The sequence below is a fragment of the Dolichospermum sp. FACHB-1250 genome, from assembly GCF_014696335.1.
GTDB classification, from domain to species: Bacteria; Cyanobacteriota; Cyanobacteriia; order Cyanobacteriales; family Nostocaceae; genus Dolichospermum; species Dolichospermum planctonicum.
In genome coordinates this window covers 97,428-109,260 of sequence record NZ_JACJPZ010000007.1, presented here as the reverse complement: position 1 = coordinate 109,260, position 11,833 = coordinate 97,428, and the positions used below count along the sequence as shown (strand labels likewise).

15 protein-coding genes are annotated in these 11,833 nt (G+C 37.5%); 12 read left to right on the top strand and 3 right to left on the bottom strand.

Annotation, left to right across the window (positions count from 1 at the left end):
• The first annotated feature begins 256 nt into the window (after positions 1 to 256).
• The 4 genes from H6F39_RS04215 to H6F39_RS04200 all read left to right on the top strand — a co-directional run bounded on the left by H6F39_RS04215 (position 257) and on the right by H6F39_RS04200 (position 2,363).
• Positions 257 to 475 (top strand): type II toxin-antitoxin system HicB family antitoxin, encoded by a 219-nt coding sequence (locus H6F39_RS04215; protein ID WP_137908592.1) that lies wholly within the window; start codon positions 257 to 259, stop codon positions 473 to 475.
• Positions 472 to 693: a type II toxin-antitoxin system HicA family toxin gene (locus tag H6F39_RS04210; RefSeq protein WP_137908591.1), complete on the top strand. Its 222-nt coding sequence runs from the start codon at positions 472 to 474 to the stop codon at positions 691 to 693. The genes H6F39_RS04215 and H6F39_RS04210 overlap by 4 nt, the downstream gene beginning before the upstream one ends.
• Positions 694 to 763: 70 nt before the next feature.
• A complete protein-coding gene (gene aroC / locus H6F39_RS04205) occupies positions 764 to 1,852 on the top strand; it encodes a chorismate synthase (protein WP_137908590.1) in 1,089 nt (362 codons plus the stop codon).
• A 214-nt stretch (positions 1,853 to 2,066) separates the two neighbouring features.
• The gene (locus tag H6F39_RS04200; RefSeq protein WP_137908589.1) at positions 2,067 to 2,363 is read left to right on the top strand and encodes a hypothetical protein; all 297 of its coding nucleotides are present in this window, start codon (positions 2,067 to 2,069) and stop codon (positions 2,361 to 2,363) included.
• Positions 2,364 to 2,510: 147 nt separating this feature from the next.
• Here the strand turns inward: H6F39_RS04200 and H6F39_RS04195 are convergent, their stop codons facing one another.
• Positions 2,511 to 2,849 (bottom strand): hypothetical protein, encoded by a 339-nt coding sequence (locus H6F39_RS04195; RefSeq protein ID WP_028084615.1) that lies wholly within the window; start codon positions 2,847 to 2,849, stop codon positions 2,511 to 2,513.
• 131 nt (positions 2,850 to 2,980) lie between these two features.
• Entirely contained in the window at positions 2,981 to 3,475 is a 495-nt protein-coding gene (gene msrB / locus H6F39_RS04190; RefSeq protein WP_137908588.1) for a peptide-methionine (R)-S-oxide reductase MsrB, read from the bottom strand.
• Positions 3,476 to 3,753: 278 nt separating this feature from the next.
• On the opposite strand from msrB, the gene H6F39_RS04185 reads away from it, so the two are divergent.
• From H6F39_RS04185 to H6F39_RS04175, 3 genes are read left to right on the top strand one after another with little or no spacing between them, the layout of a single operon-like run.
• The gene (locus H6F39_RS04185; protein ID WP_028084617.1) at positions 3,754 to 3,999 is read left to right on the top strand and encodes a hypothetical protein; all 246 of its coding nucleotides are present in this window, start codon (positions 3,754 to 3,756) and stop codon (positions 3,997 to 3,999) included.
• A 29-nt stretch (positions 4,000 to 4,028) separates the two neighbouring features.
• A complete protein-coding gene (locus tag H6F39_RS04180) occupies positions 4,029 to 5,210 on the top strand; it encodes an acyl-CoA dehydrogenase family protein (protein WP_190371309.1) in 1,182 nt (393 codons plus the stop codon).
• Between the two features lie 53 nt (positions 5,211 to 5,263).
• Positions 5,264 to 6,037 carry a class II glutamine amidotransferase gene (locus H6F39_RS04175; protein ID WP_137908586.1) on the top strand — a complete coding sequence of 258 codons (774 nt, stop codon included), beginning with the start codon at positions 5,264 to 5,266 and terminating at the stop codon, positions 6,035 to 6,037.
• A gap of 141 nt (positions 6,038 to 6,178) precedes the next feature.
• Here the strand turns inward: H6F39_RS04175 and H6F39_RS04170 are convergent, their stop codons facing one another.
• Positions 6,179 to 7,243 (bottom strand): sulfate ABC transporter substrate-binding protein, encoded by a 1,065-nt coding sequence (locus H6F39_RS04170; protein ID WP_190396292.1) that lies wholly within the window; start codon positions 7,241 to 7,243, stop codon positions 6,179 to 6,181.
• A gap of 508 nt (positions 7,244 to 7,751) precedes the next feature.
• Between H6F39_RS04170 and H6F39_RS04165 the strand changes: the two genes are divergently transcribed.
• The 5 genes from H6F39_RS04165 to H6F39_RS04145 all read left to right on the top strand — a co-directional run bounded on the left by H6F39_RS04165 (position 7,752) and on the right by H6F39_RS04145 (position 11,776).
• Positions 7,752 to 8,846, top strand: a complete 1,095-nt coding sequence (locus H6F39_RS04165) for a sulfate ABC transporter substrate-binding protein (RefSeq protein ID WP_190371307.1) — start codon at positions 7,752 to 7,754, stop codon at positions 8,844 to 8,846.
• Positions 8,847 to 8,856: 10 nt separating this feature from the next.
• Positions 8,857 to 9,720 carry a sulfate ABC transporter permease subunit CysT gene (cysT, locus tag H6F39_RS04160; RefSeq protein ID WP_137908583.1) on the top strand — a complete coding sequence of 288 codons (864 nt, stop codon included), beginning with the start codon at positions 8,857 to 8,859 and terminating at the stop codon, positions 9,718 to 9,720.
• Positions 9,707 to 10,546 (top strand): sulfate ABC transporter permease subunit CysW, encoded by an 840-nt coding sequence (gene cysW / locus H6F39_RS04155; RefSeq protein ID WP_190396291.1) that lies wholly within the window; start codon positions 9,707 to 9,709, stop codon positions 10,544 to 10,546. The genes cysT and cysW overlap by 14 nt, the downstream gene beginning before the upstream one ends.
• 70 nt (positions 10,547 to 10,616) lie before the next feature.
• Positions 10,617 to 10,883 (top strand): NIL domain-containing protein, encoded by a 267-nt coding sequence (locus H6F39_RS04150; protein WP_190371305.1) that lies wholly within the window; start codon positions 10,617 to 10,619, stop codon positions 10,881 to 10,883.
• Positions 10,884 to 10,993: 110 nt separating this feature from the next.
• A complete protein-coding gene (locus H6F39_RS04145) occupies positions 10,994 to 11,776 on the top strand; it encodes a Uma2 family endonuclease (RefSeq protein ID WP_190371304.1) in 783 nt (260 codons plus the stop codon).
• The last annotated feature ends 57 nt before the right edge of the window (positions 11,777 to 11,833 follow it).

Sequence of the window (11,833 nt, the reverse complement as noted above, 5' to 3'; positions counted from 1 at the left end):
TTCCTCAATATGGGCTGCAACTATTTTTTCTCGGAGATCCACTGAATATGCTTTCATGACAGTATTATCTTTATTATTACTAACTGTACCTCATAACTTCGGAAACTGCTGTATATAGAAACATTATCAGAGTTTGAGAAACAAGCACTTCAGCAAAAAGAAATATTAACTATGATTTCATGATGATTTCATGTTGATAATCCAAAGATATTAGGTTCTACTAGGTTTGTTATTTCATGGAGAAACAGCTTGAACTATGGTAACAATAAAATCTCAACGGAAAGTGCTGTTATCTCATGGTGAAGATGGGTATTTTGTTGTCGAAGTACCAAGTTTACCTGGTTGTATCAGTCAGGGTAAAACCCGTGAGGAAGCTTTAGCTAATATAGAAGAGGCAATATCTCTCTACATTGAAGTTTTGCAAGATAGGGGTGAACCTATTCCAGACGATACGGTTGAGGTAGTGCTGGTGTGAGTAAATTACCTATTATCTCAGGTTTAGAGTGTGTGAAAGCGCTAGAAAAAATCGGCTTTGTTGTGGATAGACAAAGAGGAAGTCACATTATACTGGTTCGTGAAGAACCAAGAACCACTATATCCGTACCAGATCACAAAGAACTAGATAGAGGTACTTTACGTGGAATTATTCGACAAGCGGGTTTAAGTGTAGATGAATTTATTGAATTATTGTGATGTACTAACAAAGATATTCTGGTGCAACTCCGTGTAAAATACAGATTCCAGTCTGTATTTCCTCAACATCATGGGTAACACTTTTGGTCATCTTTTCCGAATTACGACTTTTGGCGAATCTCACGGCGGCGGTGTGGGCGTTATAATTGATGGTTGTCCCCCACAACTGGAAATTTCCCCAGAGGAAATTCAATTTGAACTCGATAGAAGACGGCCAGGACAAAGTAAAATCACCACCCCCCGCAAAGAAGCAGACACCTGTGAGATATTATCTGGGGTGTTTGAGGGGAAAACGCTGGGAACACCCATAGCTATCTTAGTCAGAAATAAAGATACCCGTTCCCAAGACTACGATGAAATGGCGCAAAAATACCGCCCTTCTCATGCAGATGCTACCTATGATGCTAAATATGGCTTGAGAAATTGGCAAGGTGGCGGAAGGTCGTCAGCCCGTGAGACAATAGGTAGAGTGGCTGCTGGTGCGATCGCTAAAAAGATTTTACATCAAGTTGCAAATGTAGAAGTTATCGCCTATGTCAAGCGCATTAAAGATTTACAAGGCGTAGTAGATACGAATACGGTCACTTTAGCGGATGTAGAAAGCAATATTGTCCGTTGTCCAGATAGAGAAATTGCTAATACCATGATTTCATTAATAGAACAAACCGGTCGAGATGGTAATTCTATTGGTGGTGTGGTTGAATGTGTAGTGCGAAATGTTCCCAAAGGTTTAGGAGAACCAGTTTTTGATAAATTAGAAGCAGATTTAGCAAAAGCAGTCATGTCACTTCCTGCTAGTAAAGGTTTTGAAATCGGTTCAGGTTTTGACGGAACTTTGTTAACAGGTTTTGAACATAACGACGAATTTTATATTGATGAAAATGGGGAAATTAGAACAGTAACTAATCGTTCTGGAGGGATTCAAGGGGGAATTTCTAACGGCGAAAATATCATTATCAGAGTGGCTTTTAAACCAACAGCCACTATTAGAAAAGAACAAAAAACCGTCACAAAAGAAGGTGAAGAAACAGTTTTAGCAGGAAAAGGTAGACATGATCCTTGTGTTTTACCTCGCGCTGTACCTATGGTTGATGCTATGGTGGCCTTAGTTTTATGTGATCATCTCTTACGTCATTATGGACAATGTAAAGTATTGTAATAGATCATAAGAATTTCTTTTGAAAAAGATTCATACCGTTATGCTTGGACTAAAAATTATCTGAAAAAACAGAACAATAAAAAATAACATTCTTGTGGGGTGGGCATCCCTGCCCGCCCCAATATGTAAATTAGGTGGATTTTAGTTTATGATAATATCACAGTGTGGCTTTATCTATATTCTGTGGCTTTATCTATATTCCTATATTGTATCTATGAGATCGAGAATTGAAAATAACATTTTATTTATTCACAAGGAAGATGTACCAGAATTTAAAAAAGGCGGTTCGGTAGTTAGAAATTCCTACTTTTGGGCGTTACGTTCCATTGCTGGTCGTGCTAAACGTTATCATGATTGGGAATACGAATCAGAAGTTTGGCTGGCACTAGAAAGAATGCTTTTATCTTTTACTGAATCAGGATATTTGGGTTATCGAGAAACAATTTTAGAGTTTCCTTTATCACAGGGTGAAATTCCTAATTTGCTGCGAAATGTAGCTACCTGGGAATAATCCATTTTCATCCTTTCAAGGATGTTTTAAAAGGGAGAAACTTTAAATCATATTTTGATTGGATTTTATTCTCACAGGAAAATTCAGATAATACACGGAAATCCAGTAAGTTAAGCTCAAACATGACAATGTTTAAGCTAAAACCCCCTACAATTCAACCAATTTAAAACCCCAAATTTTCAAAACAGTAGTTGCTAATTCTGGATCTATACCATCATAAGCCTCCCATTCCGAATGCGGGTCTTTAGGATGTCCCTCACCCACATGACCTGCAATTTTTATGACCGGGATATTCACTACGTAATCACGTTCCATTCCCTTGGGAATAGCTAATTGGATTCTCCGGCCTACAAATTTCGCCCCGCTGGATTTAGCTACGGTTTCACGAACTAAACAAATATCACCAGCAGTTCCCCAAGTAGTTTGGTAGGTGTACAGAAATGATATATAGCTTTCTGGCTTGATTGATCTTTTGAGAACTTGCATTATTTAATCCTTACTGATTTCGGTTCAAGAATTTCATCTAAATACTACCTGCTATATTATAATTTCCTGCTTTTGATAGAATCACACAAGGGGTTTTATCTATGGAATTACCCCTTGCGAAAATTCCTAACCTACGCAGGTGTAAACTGTAATGATACACCATTCATACAGTAGCGCAAGCCGGTTGGTTTAGGACCATCATTGAATACATGGCCTAAATGTCCACCACAATTACTGCAATGCACCTCAGTTCTGGTCATAAAAAATGACCTGTCTGTAGTCGTAGCAATTGCTCCCTCAATTGGCTTAAAAAAGCTCGGCCAACCAGTACCACTATTAAATTTAGTCTCTGAAGTAAACAAAGCTTGTCCACAACCAGCACAGACATAAGTACCAGGTTCATATTGCTTATCCAAGGGACTGGTATGGGGAGGTTCTGTACCATGTTTCCGCAACACCCGAAACTGTTCTGGTGTCAGGATACTCTTCCACTCTTCCTCAGTCTTAGTAACTGCAAACTCTGTATTAGAAAGTGCCATTGTTTCTGAACTCCAATTGATATAACGGGAAAAAAAGGCTGTACCGACTAATACGGCACCCATTTGCAAAAAATAACGTTTGTCCATAAACCTATTATTTGCTATTATTTGCTATTTTTCTTTTCCTACCCTAACCAACTCTAGCAAGTTTCTTAATTCTCCCCGATAAATTGCCAAATATTCCCTAAAAATGTCTTGCCTAATTCAGAAAAATATGTAATGCTCGTAAAATAAATTTTCAAACTACTCTATCTCTATCGGATTATCGGGCTTTACAACCCAAAGTCCGTAAAATGTCAAGTTTGTATCTCTACCTAATCACGACTACTGATAATCGAATATTGATTACAAATCAAGAAATTACCATGAGACAAGAATCTGATTTACTATCTGAGATATGTGATTTTCTTTACCCTCGCAGTTCCTATTACGGTCAGTTTAAACCGGAATATTTAGTTTTTAATGCTAATCTCCAAGAATTTGCTCAACGGGTAAATTATATTTGTAATTTACAAACAGGTGGTAAAATATCTCCACAGGAGGCTTACAAACAAATTCATAGTTTGTGGAAACAATTAAAACAGGCTAAAAAACAGTTAGAAATTGAATAAAGATTTTTCATAAGTAGGTTTTGAGATTAATGGGAAATGATTTTGAATTAGAAGTCAAAGATTACATTGTTTTAGCTCAGTCTTTAGCAGCGGAATTTGCCCAAACTGCCATAGAAAGAGATGCTCAAGGAGGTACACCAAAACAAGAACGGGATAGTTTGCGACAAAGTAACCTACTCAAGCTGATTATCCCTAAAGAATATGGAGGAATTGGCGCAAACTGGATAACTACATTCAAAATAATTCGGGAATTTGCTAAAGTTGATAGCTCCTTAGCTCATGTTTTCTCATATCACCAAATTGGGGTAGTTATTCCCCATATCTTTGGTACAATTGAGCAGAAACAATATTACTATAGCGAAACCGTTAATCATAATTGGTTTTGGTGTAATGCTCTTAACCCTAGAGACAAAAGAGCAGTTATTACAGCACAGGAAAATCATTTTTTACTTAATGGTAGTAAAAGCTTTTGTTCCGGTTCCGTAGATTCTGATATTTTACCACTTTCAGCTATTGATCAAACAACGGGAGAATTAATTATTTTAGTCATTCCCAGTCGGAGACAAGGAGTAAAAATTCATACTGATTGGGATAGCATGGGACAACGCCAAACTGATAGCGGTAATATCAACTTTGACAATGTGATTGTTTATCCCCAGGAAATAATTGGTGCTAGATACAACCAAAATTCTATTTTTACTACTATTCGTTCTTGTATAACTCAACTCAACCTGGCTAATATTTACTTAGGTATTGCTGAGGGTGCTTTTGCATCAGCTAAAAATTATACTCAAAATCGTAAAAAACCTTGGTTGACATCAGAGGTGGAATGTGTTACTAAAGATCCTTTTATTCTTCACCACTATGGTACTATGTGGGTAGACTTACAAGGAGTAAAGGCCTTAGTTAACCAAGCCATAGAATTACTACAAGCAGCTTGGGAAAAAGAACACAACCTCACCCCAACACAAAGGGGAGAATGTATGATAGCTGTGAATACTGCTAAAGTTGCAGCAACCAAAGTAGGTTTAGACATTACCAACCGCATTTTTGAAGTTATGGGCGCATCCTCTACGGGTCAAAAATATGGCTTTGATCGTTATTGGCGAAATATGCGTACTTTTACACTTCATGATCCGGTTGATTATAGACTGCGGGAAATTGGTAAATGGGCTTTGAATGATGAATTTCCCCAAACTGGTGCTTATTAATTTTAATTTTTTTTAATGTTATTCTTGAGTTTACAATCAGAAGTACAACGCTAATGTGCCAACTTCTAGGAATGAACTGCAACGTACCCACAGACATTTGCTTTTCCTTTGAAGGATTCTCCGCACGGGGGGGAAAAACAGATGAACATAGCGACGGTTGGGGAATTGCTTTTTTTGAAGGGAAAGGATGTCGGATTTTTCTAGATGCTGAAGCTTCTATAGCCTCACCAATTGCTGAGTTTATCCGTCAGTATCCCATTCATTCTACTCATGTTATCGCCCATATTCGTAAAGCTACTCAAGGGGAAATAGCCCTAGAAAACTGTCACCCTTTCCGTCGAGAACTTTGGGGAAGATATTGGGTATTTGCTCATAATGGTAATTTACCAGATTTTTACCCAGAAAACAACGGTATTTTTCAACCTGTGGGTACTACTGACAGTGAAAGAGCGTTTTGCTTAATCCTTAATACTTTGCGATCGCATTACCCCCAAGGAAAACCACCCTTAGGAGAACTTTACCACACATTACAGACAATTACCAAGGAAATAGCAGCTTGTGGATCTTTTAACTATATACTCTCAGATGGGGATCACTTTTTTACCCATTGTTCAACTAAACTTTGTTACATTATTAGACAAGCACCCTTTGCGGCCGCTCACTTAATTGACGAAGAAATGACTGTAGATTTTAGTGAATTGACTACACCAAGCGATCGCGTTGCTGTGATTGTAACTACACCACTTACGGATAATGAAGTTTGGACACCCATTCAACCGGGAGAATTACTAGTATTTGAGGATGGTTTACCACTACGAAATATCTAGATTTAACTCGATATTTCTCAATAATGCTGATTTATCCCCTATATATGTGATTTTCATTTTGAGAACATGGACAAGAAGAGGGATAAACGAAAACAGCAACCCCTCTTTTTGATTCCGGCATTAAATTACAATCTGGTATATTTAGCGTCGTCCACTTTGAATTTTGTCAAAGATAGCACTATCTGCAAAGAACTTCTTCTGGACACCATTCCAACCCCCTAGACTATCTATAGTATATAGTTTGACAATCTTAGGGAATTTATTCTGTACTTCTTTGGAAACAGTTGGGTCAACTGGACGAAAACCAACCTTAGTAAATTCCCTCTGTGCTTGAGGAGTAAATAAGAACTTAACAAAAGCTTCAGCAACTTCACGATTTCCATGTTTATCCACATTTTTGTCCACAACTGCCACAGGTGCATCTATAGAAATATTTACTGGAGGAATTGTGTAAGTTGTATCTGTTTTTCCCTGTTGTGCGGCTAAAATGACTTCGTTTTCATAGTTTAATAATACATCACCCTGCCCTTTTTTGTAAAAAGCATCACTAGATTCTCGTGCGTCTTTGGGTAATACAATCACATTCTTAAACACATTTGTCACGAATTTTAAAGCCTGGCTTTCATTTCCGCCATTTTTCACCACAGCACCCCATAAAGCTAGAAAGTTCCATTTAGCACCACCAGATGTTTTTGGATTTGCAGTGACAATTTTAACATCAGGTTTGATTAAATCAGCCCAAGTCTTGATATTTTTCGGATTACCGTTACGAGTTTCCAAAGCTACCACCGAACGAGTAACAATGGCATTATTTGGAGCTTCCTTCTCCCAACCTGGTTGAATTAAACCGGCTTGTTCAATTTTTTTAATGTCCCCAGCCAATGCTAATGCTACCACATCTGCACCTAAACCATCAATGACAGCGCGGGTTTGAGAACCCGAACCACCGTAACTTTCACGAATGATCACATCTTGGCCTTTTTCTCTTTTCCATTTTGCTACAAAGTCGGGAATAATTTTCGAGTAAGCAGCCTTGGTAACAGCGTAGGTGACTAAGGTAATTTCTACTTTTTTACCACTTTGACTGATTATTTGCGTTTTCTGGGTTGTATTTGCGAATATAGGTAAAATTGTACTGATACTTAAACCAGTTGCTAAGAATAAAGCAGGAAATAATGGCTTTGTTGTTACAGAATTATTTGTCATGGTGTCCTTAACTAAGTGTTAACTGGGTATTAATATAATCTGCGATATCCCTCTCGGAATATCGTATTTGTTTCTCAGAAAAGAGCATATCAGATACAATAAATAAAATCAATAGTTTTTACACTTAAAAATAATCATTTTCCTATCGGGTATTGTATGTATTATATATTGCAAATAATTTTAATAAGTTATAATAATAATTAAATTGCTTAAATATTTCTAAGCAATTTAAACTCTAAATATATTTTCGAGTATTTATTAGTCATAAGTGTTTAAAATAAAAACTTATTAAGCAATTCTGATTGATAAATCAGAATCAAGATGATCAGAAATTGATACCTGACAATTAAAGATGTTGTCATTTGTCCCACATACTGCTAAAATCTCCCTATTCCCTATCGTCAATATGCAGTTTTACCTGGTATTGATTACTAAATACCTGCAAAGGGCTTGTAATTAAAATCTTGCGCTTTAGCAAAATTCAAAGAGATTAATTAAAGGAGAAAAGATGAATTTGTGGTATAAATTACTAAAAATACAGCAACAGACCTGGAGAGCAAATTCCCTCAAAAGCTTTGTATCACTTTTTTTAGTAGGAACTCTATTGAGTATATCTCTCGCTGCTTGCTCTGGGACAAAAAGCAGTAATTCACCAGATAAAAAAGGCAATGTAGAACTAACTATTGTATCATTTGCAGTCACAAAAACTGCTCACGCAGCGATTATTCCCAAATTTGTGAAAAAATGGCAACAGGAACATAACCAAACTGTGGTTTTTAAGCAAAGCTACGGTGGTTCAGGTTCGCAAACTAGGGCTGTAGTTGATGGGTTAGAAGCCGATATTGTTCATCTAGCACTAGCTTTAGATACGCAAAAAATTGAAAAAGCGGGATTAATTCAGCCTGGGTGGGAAAAAGAATTTCCTAATGACAGTATTGTGACTAAATCTGTTGCAGCTTTAGTAACTCGTGAAGGTAATCCCAAAGCTATCAATAACTGGGCTGATTTAGCGAGAAATGATGTTAAATTAATTACCGCCGATCCGAAAACTTCTGGAGTAGCGCGGTGGAATTTTTTAGCACTTTGGAATTCAGTAATTAAAACAGGTGGAGACGAAGCAAAAGCAACGGAGTTTGTGACTAAAGTTTATAAAAATGTCCCTGTCTTAACTAAAGATGCTCGTGAAGCTACAGACGCATTTTTTAAACAAGGCCAAGGTGATGCTTTAATCAATTATGAGAATGAAATTGTTTTAGCCCAAGACAAGGGTGAAAAAACTAATTATATTCTTCCTGATGTGAATATTTCCATTGATAATCCCGTTGCTATTGTTGATAAAAATGTTGATAAACACGATAATCGTGAAGTAGCGGAAGCTTTTGTTAAATACTTGTTTACTCCCGAAGCACAAGAGGAATTTGCAAAAGTGGGATTTCGTCCTGTAAATGAAACAGTGGCTAAAAATAAGGCGTTTGCGGACAAATATCCGCCCATAAAAACTTTGAGTACAGTTCAAGAATTAGGTGGTTGGGAAGCCATTCAGAAAAAATTCTTTGCTGAAGGAGCTATTTTTGATAAAATTCAAGCTAAGAATAAACGGTAATTTTTGAGTTATGAACCTATCTTCTGGTGTAACAACTAATATTCAACCTGGGAAGGTGTTTTTAAATAATTTAATTCATCTTCCCTGGACTTGGCGAATTACTTTGGGATATTTAACTATCATGTTATTTATTCCCATTGTCGCCATGTTTCTCAAAGCCAGTACAGAGTCACCAGCAAAGTTTTGGGAAATTGCCACTAGTGACTTAGCATTGGCTACCTATAATGTAACTTTTGTTACGTCTTTATTAGCTGCTTTACTTAATGGCGTGTTTGGAACTTTGATTGCTTGGGTATTAGTGCGGTACGATTTTCCTTTTAAACGGATTATTGATGCTACAGTAGATTTACCTTTTGCATTACCAACATCCGTAGCAGGTTTAACACTGGCAACAGTTTATAGTGATAATGGCTGGTTGGGTTCACTGTTAGCACCAATGGGCATTAAAGTATCCTTTACCCGTTTGGGTGTAGCAGTGGCCATGGTATTTATATCCTTACCCTTTGTGGTGCGGACTGTACAACCTGTACTTCAGGAAATGGAGGCAGAAATTGAAGAAGCGGCTTGGAGCTTAGGTGCTTCTCAATGGCAAACTTTCTGGAAAGTGATTTTACCTCCTTTATTACCGACAATTTTAACTGGTGTCGCTTTGGGTTTTTCCCGTGCAGTTGGGGAATACGGTTCAACAGTAATTATTTCTTCTAATACACCCTATAAAGATTTGATTGCACCTGTGTTAATTTTTCAACGTTTGGAACAGTATGACTATGCTGGTGCAACTGTAATTGGTGTGGTTTTATTAGGAATTTCTTTGGTTTTGTTATTAGCAATTAATTTCTTACAAGCTTGGGCAAGAAGATATGACAATAGATAAAGTTAAAAGGGGAAAAAAACAAAGTTGGGTACCAACAATTTTAATTGGTGTAGCGATTTCCTACTTATTTCTGGTTCAATATATTCCCGCTATTAATGTTTTTTTTGAAGCCTTAAAAAAGGGATCTGCACCATTTTTATCTAACCTGGCAAAACCGGAATTTCTCCACGCAGCTTGGTTAACTTTATTATTAGCTGTAATTGCTATTCCTCTAAATGCAGTTTTCGGTTTATGTGCGGCTTGGGCGATCGCTCGGCACAAATTCCCAGGACGTGCTATAGTTCTCAGTATCATTGACTTACCTTTTTCTATCTCCCCAGTTGTCGCCGGTTTAATGATAGTTTTATTGTACGGGAAACAGGGTTGGTTTGGACCTTGGTTAGAAGCATTAGATATTAAAATCATCTTTGCTTTTCCGGGAATGGCAATGGCTACGGCTTTTGTGAGTATGCCTTTTGTGGCCAGAGAAGTAATTCCTATTTTAGAGGAATTTGGTAAAGACCAAGAAGAAGCCGCCAGAACATTAGGTGCAAATGATTGGCAAATTTTTTGGCGAGTCACTTTACCCAGTATTCGTTGGGGTTTACTCTACGGTTTAATCTTAACAAATGCTAGAGCAATGGGCGAATTTGGTGCAGTTTCTGTAGTCTCTGGTAACATTGCTAATACAACCCAGAGTTTACCATTATTTGTGGAAGACGCTTACAAACAATATGAAACCGAAGCGGCTTTTTCTGCTGCTGTAATTTTGGCACTTTTGGCGGTTGTTACTTTGATACTCAAGGAAATTATAGAACGAAAAACCCGTATTAAAGAAGTTGAATAACCGGTAATGAGTAATGGGTAATGGGTAATGGGTAATAACTCAACTATTAAATTACATCTTAGGAGTTGTTATGAGTAGTGAAAATCCCTTGATAAATAAGAGAATTAGAGTCAGAATTTCTCAAGATCATCATCAAGAACCCGTAATTTCTCGCCTAGTTTCCGAATATAAATTAACTGTCAATATCAAAGCCGCAATTCTTGGACAAAATGCTGTAGGTGACGGTTGGTTTGATTTAGACCTACAAGGAACAGAAGCACAAATTGAAAACGGGTTAAATTATTTGCAAGAATTGAAATTACAAGTTTGGGATGAAAATAGTATTAGTGATTGGTGAAAAAATTGTAGGCTGGTAATAGTAATGAGAATTAATAGTAATGGCTCAACTTTGATATACTGTAGTTAATTTGCACAAACATTTCTCATTTCGGGTTGAAGGTTAATACAATGGTACTCGAAGCCCCGTCTATCAAAGCTAAAACAACCATCACCTGGGAACCTCTACCAGCTAATTTTATATTACCTGACGATCCTGTGGAAAATATTCAACAACCCGCCCTCGCAGCGGCTTTAACCGATGCTTTGGGAGCTTCAGGATATATCCAGCCAGAAATGCTCATTGGCTCGAATTTGGGGCTGGTAGCAACAGTTAATAAAAAAATTGTCGTCAAAGCTCCAGACTGGTTTTATGTTCCTCAAGTACATTCCGTACCAGAGGGGGTAATTCGTCGTAGTTATACCCCTAATACAGATGGTGCAGCAGTCACAATTGTGATGGAATTTCTCTCAGAAGCAGAGGGAGGAGAACTATCCATTAGATCAACACCTCCCTATGGTAAACTGCATTTTTACGAGCAGATTCTCCAAATACCCACTTATGTGACTTATGATCCCTATGATAGTAGTCTAGAAGTCCGTTATTTGCAAGATGGCAGATATATTTTACACCCAGTAGATAATCAAGGGCGGCTATGGATTCCACAATTGGAATTATACCTGGGAATCTGGTCTGGGGAAAGGTTGGGACAAACCATGAACTGGCTACGTTGGTGGGATAAATCAGGTAATTTACTACTGTGGAGTTCAGAACAAGCAGAACAAGAACGCCAAAGAGCAGAACAGGAAAGACAAAGAGCGGAGGAGGAAAGACAAAGAGCAGATAGAGAACATCAAAGAGCAGAAAGACTAGCTGCTAAATTGCGGGAATTGGGAATTGAGCCAGAACCGTAGAACCCTGTAAAATCGTAGGTTGGGTTAAGCAACAGCGCAACCCAACAAAATCAACAA